This is a genomic window from Rhodopirellula bahusiensis (assembly GCF_002727185.1).
GTDB classification, from domain to species: domain Bacteria; phylum Planctomycetota; class Planctomycetia; order Pirellulales; family Pirellulaceae; genus Rhodopirellula; species Rhodopirellula bahusiensis.
Genome location: NZ_NIZW01000014.1, coordinates 76,833 through 95,773, shown reverse-complemented (window position 1 = coordinate 95,773; position 18,941 = coordinate 76,833). Strand labels below are relative to the sequence as shown.

The following is an 18,941-nucleotide window of genomic DNA, read 5'->3' as shown; positions in this document are numbered from 1 at the left end:
GGCTTGTCCGCTCTCGCCAGCGATTCGCGTCATTTCCGACACCATTGCGAGTGACGGTTGATTGATTTCAATGAGGTTCTCATAACCTATCCAGCCAATGGCAATCGTCTTGCTCCGAGACTGTTTCCAAACCGAACGGGCTCTCATCCACCGAGCTTTCGCTCTCCAACCACGGTCTTCCCATGAATCCAGCCAGCGAAAGCGTTGCGGACGCCGTCTTAGAAGAGGCGGTGTCAGAAGAGATGGCCTCTGCAAGTAGCCGAAAACCGGTTCTGCAATGGATCGCGGTCGCCGTGTTGGTCTACTTCCTCATCTGCGCGGTGGGACTGATCGGATCTGGTTTCAAGACCGCGACGGGTGACGAAGCCAAGGAAATGTTCTCGTTCGCGACCAATCCATTCGCGGGTTTGGTCGTCGGAACCGTCGCCACCGCCTTGATTCAATCCTCTTCGACCGTAACGTCCATCATCGTCGGACTGGTTGCCGGCGGTTTGCCGGTGTCCGTAGCAGTCCCAATGGTCATGGGCGCCAACATTGGCACCTCGATCACCAACACGATCGTGTCACTCGGTCACGTCCGCGAGAAGAAAGAATTTGCCCGCGCGTTTGCCGCTGCGACGGTGCATGACTTCTTCAACCTGTTGTCGGTGGTGATCTTTCTGCCGCTGGAAATGATGTTCGGGATACTCGAGCGGATGGGCAGCGCCCTCGCGAGTCTCTTCGTTGTCGAAAACGCTTCGATGAAAGGATTGAACTTTGTCAAAGCTTCCACGGCTCCGATCGTGGACGGTGCCAAGCATTCGGTGGAAAGCCTGTCGGCTGGATTGGGTGGATTGATCCTGATCGTGGTCGGCATCGTGATCATTTTCTTCACCATTCACTACGTGGGCAAATTGCTGAAACATCTGATGGTAGGGCGAGCCAAAGACATCATGCACGCAGCGATCGGCAAGGGTCCTCTCTCCGGAATCGCATCGGGCACGTTTGTGACAATTTTGGTTCAGTCATCGTCAACGACCACCTCGCTGATGGTGCCGTTGGCTGGATCGGGGGCGTTTGGCTTGAAACAGATCTATCCTTTCACTTTGGGTGCCAACATTGGAACATGCATCACCGCGTTGCTCGCCGCGACGGCGGTCGATGGCAACCAAGCCGCGGCCTTGCAAATCGCCTTCATTCACCTGACCTACAACGTGCTCGGGGTCCTGGTGATCTACGGAATTCCGTTCCTTCGATACACACCAGTGCGTGCTGCTGAATGGTTGGGTGCGACCGCGTCCGAGAACAAACTGATCGCGTTGGCTTACATCGTCGGCGTGTTCTTTCTCATCCCCGGGCTGTGCCTGGGCATCTCCAGCATTCTTTAGAAGGCATCTCTGTGAGTGAATTCAAACACTATTCGACGCAAACGGTCCGCAACCTGATCGAGGACACTGAATCGACGTTGAGTCAGTTGAAAGCGGAGATGCAGCGCCGCGAAGAGGCCGAGCAAGAGATCCAAATTGAGGGTCTGGAAAACCACATGAAGAGTGCCGAGTTCTCGTTGCGATCGATTCGCGAATTCTTGGCGTTCCTAGTCGAAGAATACCGCAAGGAAAAATAGCACCGTGTCAGACAACAACCTTCCCACTGACTACGACCGAATCCGCGACGACATCCTGGATTCCATCGACGAAGAAATCGAAGCCGAGATCGGCGATGCGTTGATGGAACGTTCCGCGAAACGCACCACTGATGACGGCGGCAAGATTGGCCGCAAAGAGTACTTTGCCAGTTTGCTGAAACTGCAGCTGGAACTGGTGAAGCTTCAAGAATGGGTGGTCGCGAATCGTGTCAAAGTCGCGGTGTTGTTTGAAGGTCGCGATGCCGCGGGCAAGGGCGGTGCGATCAAACGCATTACCCAGCGACTGAATCCACGTGTTTGCCGCGTTGTCGCATTGCCGGCACCCAACGAACGCGAAAAGACGCAGTGGTATTTCCAACGCTACACACCGCACCTTCCTGCCGGCGGAGAGATCGTGCTGTTTGACCGCAGTTGGTACAACCGCGCCGGGGTCGAGCGTGTGATGGGATTTTGCACCGATCAGGAATACGAACAATTCTTTCGAACCGTCCCCGACTTTGAACGGATGATCGTTGACTCGGGAACAATCCTGCTGAAGTATTGGTTCTCCATCACGGATGACGAACAAGAGTTTCGGTTTCAATGCCGTATCAACGACCCGTTGAAGCAATGGAAACTCAGTCCCATGGATTTGGAATCTCGTCGACGATGGGAGCAATACACCAAAGCCAAGGAAATCATGCTGGAACGTTCACACATTCCCGAGGCACCTTGGTGGGTTGTCGAAGGCAACGACAAGAAAAGAGCACGACTGAATTGCATCCATCACTTGCTCTCGCAAATCCCTTACGGCGAAGTCCCGCAGGATACGGTGGAGTTGCCGGATCGCCTGCACAGCGATGAGTACAAACGCAATGAGCTCCCTCAAGAAGTCTTCGTCCCAATGGTCTACTGAATCGGGACCGCCTCGGATGTTGAACCGTTTGTGTATCGGTTTTGATGCAGTCGATTCACAAAAAAAGCTCGGATCGAATTCCGAAGAAATCGACCCGAGCAATGCGAGCTTATTGGCTGTGTCGTCTGCTTGCTTGGGCAGTCTGCTTGGTTAGCAGACCTTGCCGTTCGTGAATCCTGCGACGACTAGCGTTCGGGCCGATCAGCACGTTCGGGGCGGTCACCGCCTTCTGGGCGATCTGGACGCGAGGGGCGATCAGCACCTTCCGAATGATCGCCGTGATGATGCTCGTGTCCTTCGGCCGAGTGAGGTCCCTGGCCAGGACCACGACGCATCGCTTGCAGCTGCTCTTCGCTCAAGATCTCTTTGAGCTCCGCATCCACCTTGGCCTGCAGCTTTGCAATCGCTTCGCGTTGTTCGTCGCTCAGACTCATGTGCTCTTGCACGAACGCTGGCAATACCTGGCCCACTTGTGGAGGCCCGCCGGGACCACGACGACCTTGCATGTCGCCATCGCGTGGTGGTCCACCGAAACCTGGTCCAGGGCCGCGTCCGCGGTCACCTTCGCCATGAGGTCCACGGCCTTCTTCGCCTCGAGGACCACGGTCGCCATCAGCACGGGGACCACGGTCACCATCACCATCTCGCGGGCCGCGTCGAGCACCATCTTCGGGCCCGCGACCTTCACCGCGAGGACCTCGATCACCTTCACCGCGTGGGCCACGATCGCCGTCGCCACGTGGACCGCGGTCACCGTTGCCGCGAGGACCGCGTGCGCCATCGCCAAGTTCGCGGCTTCCGACCATCGCTTCGAGCTCTTCACGAGTCACGACGCCGTCTTTGTCTTTGTCCGCTCGGGTGATCAACGATTTGAGCCGGGAATCGCCCACTTCTTCTTCGGTCAGCTTGCCGTCTTCGTCCTTGTCCAAACGCATCAAACGCTCGACGGGCGAACGTTGGCCACGATCGGCTCCAGGCCGGCCGCCCCGTCCTTCGCGGTCTCCGCGTTCAGGCGGCTGAGCCACCGCGGAACACATGCCAGCAACAGTCAGTACAACGAACGAAAATTGAGTCAGTGCCTTCATCGCGGAGGCCTCCAGTGGTGTGGGAATGATTGCAAGCCCGCGATCAAACCCTTGATCACATGCTGCTAATGAGTCAGTTGCGACTCATCCCAACAACCGCCAAACATATTTCCTTTTTTGCGACGAGAAACTTTTTCGGGTCTTCGCTCACCACCGCCGCGGGACGAGGAATCACATTCAGGGGCAACGTACTTCCCCAAAAGCCGACCTCATCCGCGGTGCGTCTCAACACAAAATCAGTATTCGCCCTGAATGACCTCGCGACCGGCTCGCGTTCCGAGTGCGTGCCATATCGAAAGATCCACCGACTCCGTGACCGAAGCCACACTCCCATCGACCCTCGCGACTTGCACCAATCCAACGTGGTGACTGCGGGACGTGATCATGGCGTAGGTCGGGTTACCGCTTTGACCGTCTTTTCCTTCTTGCCATGAACTAAAATCCATCTGTTCGTACAGTTGCCCACCCGTCTCGAATTCCACGTCACTGTTGGGCGGTAACGTCACGGTGAATCCCGTGTGGTGGCAGCGACCATCCGGCCATTCGGTGTGGCCCGTGTTCTTGAACTGAGCACCGCTGGCGACGATCAACTCGGCCTGATTTTGATTGGCTGGGATCGCCGTGTCTGACGGGCCACCGTTGCGTTGGTAGGGCGTCCAAGCTTTCACTTCGCCGGTCAGCAACGTGTGACTGCTTCCGTCCAAGCAATCCCGAAAACTGTAGAACTGGTTGGGAGCGAACATTCCATCGCCAGCTTTTTGGGTCGCGGGGTCGAACACAAACCAACGACCAAAGTTGAAACCGTAAGTGGTTGGATACAGCGTGGGCCGTCCGTCGCTGAACGTTCGCTCTTGGTCCGTTCCCGGATCACTCGGGCAGGCGTAGGTCGGAATCTTCAGACCGTCGATCGCAACTTGGTTGTCCCAAGCCAACGACAGATCAATGTTCTCGTACACATTGCCTTGTTCTAGAAAAGGCAAGATCCGGCCGTGAACTCCCCAAGACCCGTTGTTGCCGGTGGAGGTCACGCTCAAATCAACGAGTGCAGAGGGTGGGAACTTTTTGTAGGCACTTTGGTAGTTGTGGACGGACAACGCGATCTGCTTCAGATTGTTGCTGCACTGCATCCGACGAGCCGCTTCTCGAGCGGATTGCACGGCGGGCAGCAGCAGCCCAACCAAGACACCGATGATGGCGATGACCACCAACAGTTCGACCAAAGTGAAAGCGGAGCGGGCGGCAGAACAATTTTTCATCAAGCGATTCCTTCGTGAGGAGGACCTCGTTCCAGAGGCCCCCAATTGGGCAATGCAAGCAAGTCATCTGGTTGCGACGCGAATAAACCATTGCACTCGCTGTGCCACCCACGCAATTTGTGTGAAAACATCACCATGATGATCCGAATGCTTCAATTCGGCCAATGGCGCGGCGGGTCTTTCGCCATCGGCGGCGAAATTTCCGGCGCGGACATCCAGATAGAATGAGCCCCGTGACATCTCCTCCTCTCCGTTCGCTGCGACTTCGCCTGCTCACGCCCATCATCGCCACCGCGTTGTTGGCCGCGGTGCTGGTCGCGATCGCCTCCTATTGGCTGGGCAGCCAGCGGGCGATAAAGGACCTCGAGCAACGGTTCTCAGCGATCGAATCCACGCTGTCGGATTCCAACTTCCCGCTCAATTCGATGGTCCTGGAATCGCTGGCGGATCTGACCCGGACTCAACTGATCGGGCTGAACGCGAGCGGCCAGGTCACGTCCTCCACCCTGAGCCTGGACGAAACCGCCCGAGCATCGTTCCGCGAATATCTGGCGGACCAGCGTCCTCTACCGGAGTCAATCGTTCCCAACGACGACCAAGCTCGCTTTCGAGTTTTCGTTTTCCAAACCATTGGCAGTCAACTCCGCCAAGACCAAGTCGCCGCCGTCGTGGTTTTGTTCGAGGACGAGCAATTCAACGCCAGCCGCCGCCAAGCCGCAATCCTTCCCCTGGCAACGGGATTGTCGACGATCGTCGCCCTCAGTTCGTTGACGTTTTGGCTGACGTCTCGATTGATTCGTCGAATCAGCAAGCTGCAACGACGCGTGGAAGCCGTCGCCAATGGCGACTTCGATTCGGCGGTTTCCGATGAAATGCCCGAGGCAGAAGTGCCCGACGAAATTGGACGCCTTGGCGGTGCAGTGGATTCCATGGCACTCCAACTCAAACAACTTTGGAATCAAATCAACCGCCAGCAAAGCGAAAAGCTCTTGCACCAAATCGCCGGCGGCATGGCTCACCAATTGAGAAACAGTTTGACGGGCGCTCGGATGGCTGTCGAACTGCATGCGCAAGAATGCCAAGCGACCGACGACGAAGGCATCCGGGTTGCAATCCATCAAATTGAACTGTCCGAAGATTATGTCCGCCGGCTGTTGCTGGTCGCCTCCGGTCGCCAAGATGAGGATCGACCAACCGATGTGCAAACCTGTTTCGACGACGTTCGCACCAGCCTTTCTCCCATCGCGAAACATTTGCGAGTGAACATGCGTTGGGATTTGGACGATGACCTTCGTCAACGCCGAATCAAAGATGGCCCGACGTGGGTCGCCGCCGTGACCAACTTGATCCACAACGCCATTCAGGCGGGTGACGAAGTCGACGTTTCGCTGAAACAACTGGACGAGAATTTTCTTCGAGTCACCGTGACCGACAATGGCGACGGAGTTCCGGATGAGGTTGCTGGGAATCTCTTCGAACCATTTGTGACCTCCAAGCCCGAGGGCATGGGATTGGGGCTCCCCGTCGTTCAACGTTCTGCCGAATACTTGGGCGGGTCGGTGCGATGGCGACGTGAGAACGAACGAACCATTTTCGAGTTGGACACGCAATTGCTTGGCTCGCGAGATCAACAGGACGAACCATAGTTTTTGAAATGACCACAGCACACACCATCCTCGTTGTCGACGACGAACCATCCATTTGCTGGGCACTGGAAAAGATGCTCACCAGCGAAGGGCACGAGGTCATCACGGGATCCAGCGCAGAAGAAGGGTTGCGACTAGCGGGGCAGAACGATGTTTCCATGGTGATTCTGGACGTGCGTCTCCCCAAAGAAGATGGCATCACGGCGTTGCCCAAGTTTTTGGAAGCAACTGACAACGCTCCGGTCATCATCATCACCGCCTTTGGTGACTTGGAAACCGCTGTCGCAGCAGTCAAAAACGGAGCAACCGACTACCTGACCAAACCATTCAAACTCGAAGACGCTCTGCGCACCTGCCGAACGGCACTCCAAAAATCTTCGCGTCGAACGGCTCCCACCGCGACTCAGCCAATGAACGTCGATCCGTCGGTCTTGGTCGGCACGTCACCGGCGATGCAACAAGTCTTCCGGCAAATCGCCTTGGTCGCCGACAGCGATCTGTCAGTGCTGATCACCGGTGAAACGGGCACCGGCAAAGAACTGGTCGCCGCCGCGATTCATCGACACAGTCGCCGCGCCGATGGACCTTACATTCCCATCGCCCCAGTCGCACTGAATCCGGATTTGATCGAAAGCGAACTGTTTGGCCACGTCAAAGGAGCTTTCACGGGGGCCAGTGACGACCGCGCCGGATTGTTCGAACGCGCCGAAGGCGGAACCGTGTTGCTCGACGAAATTGGCGACCTGCCGCTGGGCACGCAAGTCAAACTGCTGCGGGTGCTGGAACAAGGCGAGTACTGCCGTGTTGGCGACGTCAAACCACGGACCGCCAACGTTCGCATTCTCGCCGCGACAAACAGCGACCTGCACGAAGACGTTGCCACCAACGCTTTTCGCGAGGATTTGTTCCATCGCCTGACCGGAGTGCAAATCCATCTTCCGCCGCTACGAGATCGCTTGGAAGACATCGGTCCGCTTTGCCGTCACTTCCTTAGCGCGATGAAGTACGCCGACATCGATTCCGCAGTGGATGACAAACTGCTCGAGCAACTGCATGCGCGACCTTGGCACGGCAACATTCGTGAACTGAAGAACGCGGTGGGGCACGCTGCCGTGGTTGCCCGAGGTCGCAAACTCACGATCGATGATTTCCCCGAACCCAAACCCGGACGCGACACACAAACGACCTCACCGGTTCTCGCGATGGAAAAATCCATTCGAGTCTGGTCAGAGAACGCGATCGAAGCCAACCCCGAATCGGTGACGCTGCACAGTGATTTCCTGGCTGCCACGGAACCGACACTCCTGCGAACCGTGATCAAACATACCGGAGGCAACCGAGCGAAGGCGTCCGAAATGCTGGGCATCCACCGCGGCACCCTTCGCGATCGCATGAAGGCCTACGGCATCGACGACCAGTGAATGAAAACGACGCGAAGCAACGACAAAGCGACGTGTCTCGTCACCCTTGACCACCACGTCCGGCTTGCAGCAACCCCAGTGGCTCGGCCCGACCGATTCGCACGACGGGCCATAAACCGGCTAGCAAACACAACCCGATCGTCATCGCGAATCCGATCGACAGGTGGGACCAGGGAACGATGAAGTTCGGCGGTCCGGCAAACCAACCGACGTACTGAGCCATCCCGACGCCGCACCAGCCCGCGATCAATCCAAAGATCAGACTCAGCACGCAGGCACCAACCGCGATCAAGATCGTTTCGGCAACGACCAACCGCACAAGCTGCCCGCGAGTCACACCGATCGAACGCATGATGCCAAACTCCCACGTCCGTGATCGCACCGACGCGATGACCGTGTTGGCAATCGCCAACGACATGATTGCCAGCGTGATCAATGGCAGATAGCTCATTCCCCAAATCATGTCGTCGGCCCGAATCTTGATTGCTTTGCGAACATTTTCCGAGGCGGTCATTCGAGCAAACGGACGGTAGGCTTTCACGCTTCCCAAACCGCTTGCCACAAAGGTCTCACCTGACTTTTGTTCGGCGATCGATTGCAAATCAGCTTCCATCGACGACAAGTCCGCATCGTCTTCGAAGTCCATCCAAACGAATTCCGTCCGGTGAAGATGAAAGTCTCGCTGCACGTCTTCGCGACCTGCGAACACCACCGTGGCAGTCCGGACAAAGTGTCGCCTCACGCCCGAGAACTTCGTCACCCAGTGCCAACCGGGCAGCGACACAACACCAGCGATTCGATACGTCACTCGCTCACTTTCGGCGGTCGGCGGAGTGAAGCTCAACTCGTCACCGACGCTCAATCCCGTGCTCATTTGAAAGTCTTCGGAGATCAAACACGAGCCACCGGATTGCAAGGCTTCAATGGCAGAAACTCGATCACCCTCCACAAACCCAAAGGTTAAAAACGGATTCTCATCGGCGAACGCCATCGCCGGATCGATCCCAAACAAGACCGCATTGTCGCGCTGCACACGGGAAGGTTGCTCGGCATCGCCCCAATCGAAACGAGCCTGCTCAACCGCCAGCGGCATCACGCGATCCGCCCGAACGCCCGACACATCTCGAACATCGTCGATCCCTTCGTCATCCAATCCAACCGGATGGAACGCGACCAAAGCATCGGGCAACCATGTCCCCGGGGTGAACGGCTTCAACATGGAATATCCCCAGGTTTGAGTCGAGGCATACAGACCCAAGCCAATTGACAACGCCAACGTCGCCCCGACAGTCCGCCACAAATTGGTCGACAACTGCGTCTTCATCATTCGAGTGTCCAACCCCAACGCGCGAGTCACCCAGGGGCCGATCACTGTTTCACAAAACACGACGATGGCGGGTGCCAGACAAATCATGCCCACCAACAAAGTCGGGTAAGTCAGGAATCCATACGCCCAGGCTCGCCATGCGTCTGGCATGGGGATCGCAAACACGAGCAGGGGAGTCAGAGCAGAGAGCAGGGCACCGATGACGCCGAAAACCACCCAGGAATGCATTCCGGGTGTGGAGATTTTGGACGTCATCGCTTCCAGTGGCTCGATCCGAGTCGCTCGCCAAGCCGGAACAATCGCGGCCCCGAGTGCACCGACCAACACCGTCACACCAGACAACACGATGCATCCCCAACCCAACACCGCGCTCGTGCCAAACCAACCTGGCACCAACCAACTGCCCACGGCCAACATCGCGTAACCCGCCAACAATCCGCCTCCCCAACCAATCAGGGCGAGCAACAGGCTTTCCATTGCAACGATGGTTGCGATCTGACCTCGCGTCAGCGCGACCGCTCGCAACATCGCGAATTCTCGTGTGCGTTCACTGACGCCCATGCTGAGGGTTGAGAAGATGATGAAGATCGCCGCCAGCGTCGCCATGCCCGTCGCCGCCCACGCCTGAGCTTGCTGGCCCGACACGGTTCGAGTTTGCTCCATCCCCGCCCGCACAGTGTCAAAGTCAACCAACAACATCGCGGGCCGACCACGGGTCAGTCGTTCTTCCCAAACTTCGCGAAACTGCTGCACCGTGACCGTGTCACGAATCGCAATCTGCAATACCTGAGGTTTGGAGGCATATCCATTGATCCACTCCGCCAGTTCAGGGCGAACATAAATCGCATTGGCGGCGATGCCCTGTGAAAAATTCTTGGGCATTCCCAACACGGTTTGATTCGTTTCACTCGGCGATTCATCTACCTTCGGTTGGGGACGCTGCGGTCTGTCTGGTCGTTTGCCGGATGGCGGTCCCCCGCGGCCTCGCGGTGTCAACGAAGGTGCCTGCGGGGCTTGTTCGACAATGCCGACGACCTTCAGTTGCACTTCATTGGCCACCGAGATCAGCTTCAAATCATCGCCCACCGACAACTTCTTTTCTTTCGCGACCAACTCACCAATCACGATCTCCTTTGCCTCGCCGTCTTCGCTCAACCAACGACCGTCCAGCAATTCATAGGGCGGCTCGATCGCGGGCGTGCTGACCAAAGTCGGATCCAGCGGCGGTGCACCGTTCACCGGCGGACGTGCTCCCACGACGAAATCCAGCGATGACTTCTCATCCTCTGAAACAGTCCGGATCGGATTGACAGTGACGCGAGACTGGCTGACAGGATTGACCTCCAACACGCCCGCGTCGCTCTTCAGCTCATCCACCAAGGAAGCCTGAATGGGTGGTGTCTCCGTACCGGGGGGACCGGGCTTGGGCATGATCAGCAGATCGTAGCGTCCCAAGTACTTCTCACTGTCCTCATCAAACTGAGACACCAGTGCGTCGTAGCCGCTGACAACCCAAACGACAGCACAAGTCGACGCGATGATCCCCAAGGTGGTGATGACCGAACGTCCAGGATTCAAACGCATTTGGGCGCCGACGAACTGGATCAAAAAGCGAAATGGGTTCATGAAGGTTGCAGAGTCAGAGTGGGAGATCGAGGTCGAGGGTCCGGCAGTTGCAACCCGCAATTGCAATCACTGGACCAATGCCGCTTCCATCGCGAAACACAAACACTCGAGACGTCTTGCCGCTGAATGTCGGTGAAATTTTCGCCGACAGCGATGATTCCGCCGTCGCCATCTTGAGCTCAAACGGAACGTCCATTCGCTTGGTTGATCTGCACCACTGAATCAAGCGATTGTGCCACTTCCGCGTGCGTTGAGCTTTGAAAAACACAACTCAAAGGGTCATCCTTCCGTGCCTTCGATCAACATGACGCCGCCGCTTCAAATTGACCAAGTTTGCAAGAGCTATCACCAAGGCGATTCGACCATTCACGCGTTGGATGGAGTCAACTTGACCGTCCGTCCAGGCGAATTTGTGGCGATCATGGGTGCATCCGGATCGGGGAAAAGCACGCTGCTGCATGCGATGGCGGGCCTGATCCAAGTCGACTCGGGACAAGTGTTCGTGTCCGGGCAAGATCTCTCGCAGTTGGGCGACGTCGCGCTCACCAAGTTCCGACAAAAGAACTTGGGGATCGTCTTCCAAGCCTACAACTTGATCCCAGCTTTGACCGCGGAAGAGAACGTTCGCCTCCCCGCAACCGACGCTGGTAACTTGGACGATCGCGTCGAACGCCTGCTCGATCGGCTGGGGATGAACGAGCGACGTTCGCATCGCCCCATGGCTCTTTCCGGCGGCGAGCAACAACGCATCGCGATTGCGAGAGCCCTGATTTGCGACCCAGCCATCCTGCTAGCCGATGAACCCACCGGCAGCTTGGATTCGGTCACCGGGACTCAGATTTGCCAGCTTCTTCGTGGCCTCGTCGATGAAGATCAACGCAGCGTCGTGGTCGTGACCCACGAACCCCACGTTGCGATGTGGGCCGACCGCGTGGTGGTCATGAAGGACGGAACCAACCTGGCCGAGTTTGAAACGTTGGGCACACGAGACCCGCAGATCATCGCGAATCGCTATCAAGAATCACTCGGTGCGGAGGCGGTGCATTGAAAGTCATTCGGCTCGCCTTGGCGTTTCTTCGCGAACGCACCACTCGCACAGCCCTGACCACGGTCGCCATCGCCGCGGCCGTTTGCATGGTGATCTGGGTTTCCAGCAGCTACGAAGCGCTGCACAAAACGTATGACGAGTTCAGCAACCTGGCCCTGGGCCGCTACGAACTGGCCATCGCTCCCATCAGCGGAGACGAACACGATTTCGTGACGCCTGACGCCTTGCAACCGCTACGCGAAGACCCCGCCGTCGCAGCAGTCGATCCGATGTGGGCCAAACACATCGCCATTGAAAATTCAAACCTGCCGCCCGCGGTTCAATCGACCTCCCCGGGTCCCGGAGACGGGCCACGCGGATTGCTGCCCAGCCTGATGTTCATGGCCACGGATGCGCCAGAAGCTCCCTTCGATCTGTCGGAAGGAAATTGGATCGTTTCTGACGCCACCTCACCACAAGTCGTCTTGCGAGCAGACGTGGCGGAACGTCGTCAGTTGCATCTCGGCGACTGGCTGACGGTCGAACGACCACGTCCCGGAGCCGACGGGCAAGACACGTTGGCGCTCAAGATCGTCGGCCTGCTCGATGCACCTCCCACTCCCAAGTTAGGCGTGGGATCGATCCCCATGCTGACGCCAAGCTTTGGGGAAGCGTTCATCAACGTCGAATTGGCGGAAGACATTCTCGGCGAGCCGTTTCAAATCAGCTTGCTCGGTGTCTCCGTCCAAGACCAAGCCGACATCACGAAGTTTCGATTTGGATGGGCGACGCGATTGAACCGCTATGAAACGCCCCTTCAGTTTCAAGAAGCCTACGAAATCGAAGAAGCACTCGACCAAGCGTCCGAGGCCGAGAACGTCAAACTGCAATCCTACGCCGCCACCGGCGTGGCCATGTTGGTTGCGATGCTGGTGACGTTTTGCTCGCTCAGCATGGGTGTGACCGAACGAACCCGACAATACGCCGTCCTGCGAGCGATCGCTTTCACCAAATGGCAAATCCTTTCCCTGATCGTGGTCGAAGGGTTGGTGCTCGGTGTGTTGGGATTGGTCGCTGGCATCGTTGTCGGGTGGGGACTACTGCAAATCGTGGAAGGTTTGTTTGGCGAATTGCTGCACCATGGCATCCTACTGGGCAGCCGAAACCTGGGCCTCGCGGTGCTCGCGTCCTTGGGCGGGGCCTTCCTCGCGTCGCTGCTGCCGGCCTATCGAAGCACTCGCGTCAAACCGCTCGATGCCGTCGCACCGCTTCATCAAACTCCGATCTCGCAACGTCCCGGTTGGCTGCGATTGCTGGTGGGAATCACGCTGATTGCAATCAATCCTCTGCTGACATTTGTCTTCCCGCCCAGCGAAAGCAGTGTGGGTCTGGCGATGGGAATTGGGTTCCTCTGTTCCAGCATTGGCTTCTTCGTGATCGCTCCCTCGATCGTTGCTTGGGTCGATCGTCACGTCGGCCCGACCTTTGCCCGATGGTTTCGGATCGATCCCAAGCTGCTGGCCAGCCAGATCACCAGCCACCTGTGGCGAACCGTCGGCGCCGCGATCGCGATGGCATTTGGGCTGGGGCTGTTTGTCGGGATCCAGGTTTGGGGATTCACCATGTTGGAATCCTTCATCCCAGGAAAATGGACGCCCGACGCCGTCGTGATGTTGAATCCCGGACTGGTTCCGGAGGAAGCACGAAAGCTTGCCAACCATCCCGATGTGGATCCCCAGCGTTGCCTGCCGATGGTGGTGGAACAGCCTCGGTTGGTCGAAGATCTCACCGGGAGCGCCGAACGTCCGTCCGTCATTCGCCAGGACAACGTGGTGATGATTGGACTGGATCCCGAACCAGCCCTGATTGGAGAGCATCCGCTGCTGCAACTGGAATGGGTCGCGGGCAACCCTCGCCACGCTGTGAAGCAAATGCAAGAAGGCGGTGCCTGCATTGTCCCCGATCATTTCATCAAAGAAACAGGACTCCAACTAGGCGATTCGATCTCCGTCTCTCCGCCGCGAAACGCTGACAATCAGGTCAGCTATGTGATCGCCGGCGTCGTCCAACTTCCTGGATGGCATTGGCAGACGAAGTTCACCGGCCTGCGAACTCGAACGCACCGCGCCGCCGCTCTGGTCATCGCGGATTACGATTCCGTCGCATCGGACTTTGACTTGCCGACTGCTTCCCACGTGTGGTTCTCGTACGCGAGCGACGATGCCGACGTCGATAGCATCCAAGCCTTCGCCAGCAATCTGGTCGAACAATCCCTCGCCGATGAACCGGCCGATTCGGAAACGCCATCAAGCGATGCCACCGAGGACGAACTTGCCAAAGTCGTTCCCGTGCAGGGAATTCGCCATCGCCTGGACGTCACCGCGCGTCGATGGATTTGGGTCATCAGCTACATCCCATTGGTTTCGCTGCTGATTTCCTGCCTGGGCGTGCTGAACGTGATGCTGGCGTCCGTTCGATCTCGGCGTTGGGAATTTGGCGTGTTGCGATCAATCGGCTTCACCAGCTCGGACCTCACCCGCGCGATCTTGGTCGAAGGGTTGCTGATCGCATTTGTGGCCGGCGTGCTCAGCCTTGGCTTTGGCATCTTGAGCGGATGGTGCGGCAGCGGGATGGCTCAATACATGAGCTTCTTTGGCGGACTGCACCCACCGCTCGTGATCCCGTGGCTGCCGATCATGGGTGGCTTTCTGTTGGTGCTGCTACTCGGCGTTGGCATTGCCGCTTGGCCCGCCATCTCGATCGGCAGATCGCGACCGATGGACCTGCTTCAATCCGGAAACGAATTCAGTTGAGTAGCTTGCCTCGCTAGTTTCCAAGCAATTCGATCAAACCATCGGCAATCGCGTAACGCCAATGAAAGTAGCCGTGGCCGCCAACGAATTCGCTGTAGTGAACGTCATAACCCTTCGCTCGCAAACAGTCTCGAAAATGTCGGTTGCCGGACAAGATCTCGCTGGCCGTTTCGAAAGTCCCCGCCTGCAATGCAAACCGAACAGGCTTTCGATCCGCACGAACAAATTCACGAATCAGCCAATTGGGTTCGCCTGATTCGACCGAACCAAACTCACCTCCCGGCGACCACCAGTACGATCCCGATTGGCTCAGCACATTGCCGAACACCTCGGAAGCCTTCAGCCCTGCGTATGACGAGGCCAATCCACCATAGCTGGCACCAACCAACACGGTGTTCTCTCGAGTTGCGTCCATCGAATGCTCATGAACGAACGGCATCAGCTCTTCGGTCAAGAAACGAACGAAGTCGTCGTTGCAAGGAAGTTCCACGGCCCGAGACTTCGGACTTGGGTTGCTGATCAAAACGGCGGCAGTGGACGGAATCCGTTTCGCGGCGATCAAATTATCCAATATCGTCGGCAGGTTCACCTCGTCGATGTACTGATCTCCATCAAAGACGACCAACAACGCGTTGCCGGAAGCAGCGGGATCGTATCCGGCAGGACGATACAAATGAACATCGCGTGTGTTCGCCAGAATTTTGCTTTTGAGTTCCAGCGTCGTCATCGAGCCAGCGAGTGACTCTGAAGACGAATCGAGCCAAGGAACAACCGGCGCATCCGGCAACTCAACCACGGAACTGCCATCGAACTGATCGACCGGCTTGGCCGGTTCGAACAACGGATTGAATGGGTCTCGCTGAGCCGTCGCAAGAATCGCACGCCGACGGTCTCGATAACTTCCATCGAACACAGGCACGTCCGGCGCCAAGCGATAGTTGATGCGAGCTTTTCGAGACACCGGATAACTGCGATACCAAATATCGCTGTCACCAAGACGTTGCATCTCATCGTGATCGCCCGATGGGGCACCAAAGATGCGAACGTTGTGCTCGGCGCCCCGCCACAAAAACGTGACCAAAGCTTGATCTTCGCGAAGCGATTCATCGGCGTTGTTGTCTTCTACCAGCGGCGAACCATCACGAGCAACGGCCTGCCAGAACTCCGTTGTGTTGCCACCGTTGTGAAGCTTCCGCTGCAAAGCCGACAGGATAGGGCTCTCAATTCGATCGAAACTTTGGAACTGTTCCGCCGCGGGGATGACCGAATCAATCCGCAACTCATAATTCTGATTTTCGGGACCGGACACCATCAACGCAGCTCGCGATGGCTCGTCGACCACAAACAGGAAGGTCGCCATCGCACCGTCGCCATTGGTCAGACGTCGAATGCGTTCACCATGCTGATCGACCAACCAAAGCTGAATGCCTTTCCCTCGAATCGAACCACGGACGAAGTCACCGCGTTTCGCATCTAACCTAAGCAACGACGTGGTCTTCGCGGTGTCATCACCGTTCTCGCGTGAATCCAACACTCCGCGGTGAACAGCCCCAACATGCAACATCGGTGAATCATCAGCAGACAACGACCGCATCGACACAAGGGATGCCCATACCAGCAGGATCGCGGTTGTGGCAAAAGCCAAAGTCTTCCTTTGTTGAATCATGCTGGTCTCTTCGATGTTGCTCGCTGGAATCAATGGTGCCGATTGTGGATTCCCCACCACCACCGTCAAGCTCGATGGAATTTCGGTCGCGGGCGATGGCTATTTCGCCGGCGGTTCCTGCAAAGTCGTTCACTCGAATCAGACCGAAACCGACAACAAAATTCGCTGCACCCCGCAAATCGTTGGCTTCGACGCCGTCTGTGTTGCGATCGATCGATGTATGCATTGCCCCTGGCACGGCTCGTGCTTAATCAAAGCACCATCCTTCGCTCAACCACCATTGTGACCGACTCGATGCCACCAATCACGCCACCCATGTCTGTGCCCGAACGTTCTCAACCAACAACCGCAACGGTTCAGTCCATTTCCAAAACTTATCGGCAAGGCATTCGCCAGGTCGATGCGTTGCGTGATGTCAGCCTCGACGTCGAAGCAGGATCTTTTGTCGCGGTTATGGGAGCCAGTGGGTCAGGCAAAAGCACGTTGCTGCACTTGATGAGCGGATTGACTCGTCCGACATCGGGGTCCGTTCTGATTGAAGGTCAGAACATCGCTGATCTGTCGGACTATGAACTCACCTGCTTTCGACGCAGGCGCATCGGCTTGGTGTTTCAGGCGTTCAACTTGGTGCCGTCTCTATCAGCACGAGACAACATTCTGTTCCCGCTCTATGCCGCGGGAGAAAGCTTGACCGACGAATCCGAGCTAACCGAACTTGCTCAGCAATTGGGTATCGAAGATCGCTTGCACCATCGCCCCGACGCACTCAGTGGTGGTGAGCAGCAACGCGTTGCGATCGCACGTTCACTGATCACCAATCCGGCCATCGTCTTCGCTGACGAACCCACCGGGAGTCTGGATTCCGTAACGGGTGATTCGATCTGCAAACTGCTGCGAAATCTGTGCGATCAACAACAACGGACCATCGTGATGGTCACTCACGAACCCAGTGTGGCGGTTTGGGCGGACAGCGTCGTCGTTCTCAAGGACGGCCGAATCGTCAGCCAATTCCTCACGAAAGAGTGCACAGATGCTCAGTCGCTAGCAGCTCGGTACCAACAAATCGTCTCGACTGGTGCCCCTGAAATGGCCCATTCGCCCTGATTCAAATTGCCGCAGAACCGCTTGTTTCCCGTAAGAAAACAGCGTTTTGCCTTGAAATAGCTCAAATATCACCCGTACGCCTCGTTTTCCCCCTTGTAACCGTTCGGATCAACCAGCACCATATTGCGACTGACTCGCAATAACAGATTCGTCGACGCAGCCAGCAACGGGTTCACACCCTCCAGCCAGCCACGTTCGTTTCGCTTCTTGATCGATCTCACCACCGCGGTGAGGCCCGATCCGCTGAAGTAGATCCGTACCCAGTGTGCCTTCCGGCTGGAGTTTTTAATGCCCCGTTCGCCTCTCGATTCTTCGTCGACGCCCCCTGAACCGGTCTCAACCGAGACGAAGCAAGCTGGCTCTGCTCGCCCCGCCGCGCGTCACAAAGGTTTCACTTTGGTGGAGTTGTTGGTGGTCATCGCGATCATCGGCGTCCTGGTTGGCTTGCTCTTGCCAGCGGTCCAAGCCGCTCGCGAAGCCGCCCGCTCGATGCAGTGCAGCAACAACCTCAAACAACTTGGGCTTGGGCTTCACAACTACGCATCGACCTACAACGGTGCCTTCCCCAACAACGGCTACAGTTGGCCAGCCGGATACCCGAGTGACTACTCGCCGTTTGCCAAGATCTTGCCATTCCTTGAGCAAGCTCAACTGCAAGATCTGATTGATTTCGACATCTACATGGGTCATCCCGCGCTTGCGGATTTGCCCGAAGGCTTGCATGAAGCCGCTGGCACTCGAGTCCCAACCTATGAATGCCCAAGCGATGTCAACGCAGACGTGCACATGTTGACGATGCCATCGGGAGCCACCATTCCGATCGCTGGCACCAGCTACGCAATGAACCAAGGCAGTGGACTGGACGGTGTTTTTCACCCCAGCATCGGCGAACCCGACGGACTGTGTTGGACCAACGCGAAGGTCAAGTTCCGCGACATTCTCGACGGCACCAGCCACACCATCGTGTTTGCAGAAACACTGATCGGTGGCGGGCTGAACTCGGACACACCGACGCCCACGATGGATCCACAGTTCTTTCGTGCGGGAGTCTCTGAAGCGAGCACCGCGGTCGCCAACCTCGCAGACTCAGGTGACATCGCCGACGTTCAGTCGTACATCACCAGTTGGAACGGCGACCGCAATCATTATTGGTTGAGAGGCACCGTTCCCAACGGCCCAATCATCAACGGCCGCTTGTCACCCAATAGCAACATTCCCGACTTGGTTCGCGGCTCGTCCAAGATCACCGCCGCTCGCAGCAATCACACAGGATTGGTCAAAGTCGCTTTAGCCGATGGCAGTGTGCAAGCCGTGACCGACTCAATCGATTTGCAGATCTGGCACGCGAGCTGGACGCGAATGGGTCGCGAAGTGGAAACGATTTCACAGAATCGTTGATGCGATTCCTACAACTCGACTCAACTCAATCACACATCGCTGAGTCGCACAAC

General features: G+C 57.1%; 15 protein-coding genes. 10 read left to right on the top strand and 5 right to left on the bottom strand.

Features of this window, described 5'->3' with window-relative positions; all coding sequences use genetic code 11:
• Nucleotides 1–182 precede the first annotated feature (182 nt).
• From CEE69_RS18320 to ppk2, 3 genes are read left to right on the top strand one after another with little or no spacing between them, the layout of a single operon-like run.
• Nucleotides 183–1,367, top strand: coding sequence for a Na/Pi symporter (locus CEE69_RS18320; RefSeq protein WP_199169903.1), 1,185 nt, complete (start codon nucleotides 183–185; stop codon nucleotides 1,365–1,367).
• Between the two features lie 11 nt (nucleotides 1,368–1,378).
• Nucleotides 1,379–1,603, top strand: coding sequence for a hypothetical protein (locus CEE69_RS18315; RefSeq protein WP_099262065.1), 225 nt, complete (start codon nucleotides 1,379–1,381; stop codon nucleotides 1,601–1,603).
• A gap of 4 nt (nucleotides 1,604–1,607) precedes the next feature.
• The gene (ppk2, locus tag CEE69_RS18310) at nucleotides 1,608–2,519 is read left to right on the top strand and encodes a polyphosphate kinase 2 (protein WP_099262064.1); all 912 of its coding nucleotides are present in this window, start codon (nucleotides 1,608–1,610) and stop codon (nucleotides 2,517–2,519) included.
• Nucleotides 2,520–2,704: 185 nt separating this feature from the next.
• Here the strand turns inward: ppk2 and CEE69_RS18305 are convergent, their stop codons facing one another.
• Both CEE69_RS18305 and CEE69_RS18300 read right to left on the bottom strand, forming a co-directional pair.
• Complete coding sequence (locus CEE69_RS18305; protein WP_099262063.1) at nucleotides 2,705–3,604, bottom strand: EF-hand domain-containing protein; 900 nt, start codon at nucleotides 3,602–3,604, stop codon at nucleotides 2,705–2,707.
• Between the two features lie 236 nt (nucleotides 3,605–3,840).
• Nucleotides 3,841–4,860, bottom strand: a complete 1,020-nt coding sequence (locus CEE69_RS18300) for a DUF1559 domain-containing protein (protein ID WP_099262062.1) — start codon at nucleotides 4,858–4,860, stop codon at nucleotides 3,841–3,843.
• A gap of 224 nt (nucleotides 4,861–5,084) precedes the next feature.
• Here CEE69_RS18300 and CEE69_RS18295 point away from each other — a divergent pair, with 224 nt between their 5' ends.
• A complete protein-coding gene (locus CEE69_RS18295; RefSeq protein ID WP_233215368.1) occupies nucleotides 5,085–6,506 on the top strand; it encodes a sensor histidine kinase in 1,422 nt (473 codons plus the stop codon).
• 8 nt (nucleotides 6,507–6,514) lie between these two features.
• Nucleotides 6,515–7,927, top strand: a complete 1,413-nt coding sequence (locus CEE69_RS18290) for a sigma-54-dependent transcriptional regulator (RefSeq protein WP_099262061.1) — start codon at nucleotides 6,515–6,517, stop codon at nucleotides 7,925–7,927.
• 40 nt (nucleotides 7,928–7,967) lie between these two features.
• On the opposite strand, the gene CEE69_RS18285 is transcribed toward CEE69_RS18290, so the two are convergent.
• Entirely contained in the window at nucleotides 7,968–10,880 is a 2,913-nt protein-coding gene (locus CEE69_RS18285) for an ABC transporter permease (protein ID WP_099262060.1), read from the bottom strand.
• Between the two features lie 77 nt (nucleotides 10,881–10,957).
• Between CEE69_RS18285 and CEE69_RS32545 the strand changes: the two genes are divergently transcribed.
• The 3 genes from CEE69_RS32545 (at nucleotide 10,958) to CEE69_RS18275 (ending at nucleotide 14,720) form a co-directional block, all read left to right on the top strand.
• Nucleotides 10,958–11,101: a hypothetical protein gene (locus tag CEE69_RS32545; protein WP_158231045.1), complete on the top strand. Its 144-nt coding sequence runs from the start codon at nucleotides 10,958–10,960 to the stop codon at nucleotides 11,099–11,101.
• A gap of 68 nt (nucleotides 11,102–11,169) precedes the next feature.
• Nucleotides 11,170–11,928 carry an ABC transporter ATP-binding protein gene (locus tag CEE69_RS18280; RefSeq protein WP_099262169.1) on the top strand — a complete coding sequence of 253 codons (759 nt, stop codon included), beginning with the start codon at nucleotides 11,170–11,172 and terminating at the stop codon, nucleotides 11,926–11,928.
• Entirely contained in the window at nucleotides 11,925–14,720 is a 2,796-nt protein-coding gene (locus CEE69_RS18275; RefSeq protein ID WP_099262059.1) for an ABC transporter permease, read from the top strand. Before CEE69_RS18280 ends, CEE69_RS18275 begins: the two co-directional genes overlap by 4 nt.
• Before the next feature lie 13 nt (nucleotides 14,721–14,733).
• Here the strand turns inward: CEE69_RS18275 and CEE69_RS18270 are convergent, their stop codons facing one another.
• Together CEE69_RS18270 and CEE69_RS32540 are read right to left on the bottom strand one after the other, a co-directional pair.
• Nucleotides 14,734–16,314, bottom strand: coding sequence for an enterochelin esterase domain-containing protein (locus tag CEE69_RS18270; protein ID WP_233215387.1), 1,581 nt, complete (start codon nucleotides 16,312–16,314; stop codon nucleotides 14,734–14,736).
• Entirely contained in the window at nucleotides 16,295–16,612 is a 318-nt protein-coding gene (locus tag CEE69_RS32540) for a hypothetical protein (protein WP_158231044.1), read from the bottom strand. The genes CEE69_RS18270 and CEE69_RS32540 overlap by 20 nt, the downstream gene beginning before the upstream one ends.
• Before the next feature lie 56 nt (nucleotides 16,613–16,668).
• Here CEE69_RS32540 and CEE69_RS18260 point away from each other — a divergent pair, with 56 nt between their 5' ends.
• Both CEE69_RS18260 and CEE69_RS18255 read left to right on the top strand, forming a co-directional pair.
• Nucleotides 16,669–17,490, top strand: coding sequence for an ABC transporter ATP-binding protein (locus CEE69_RS18260; RefSeq protein ID WP_099262058.1), 822 nt, complete (start codon nucleotides 16,669–16,671; stop codon nucleotides 17,488–17,490).
• A gap of 288 nt (nucleotides 17,491–17,778) precedes the next feature.
• Complete coding sequence (locus tag CEE69_RS18255; RefSeq protein ID WP_099262057.1) at nucleotides 17,779–18,888, top strand: DUF1559 family PulG-like putative transporter; 1,110 nt, start codon at nucleotides 17,779–17,781, stop codon at nucleotides 18,886–18,888.
• The last annotated feature ends 53 nt before the right edge of the window (nucleotides 18,889–18,941 follow it).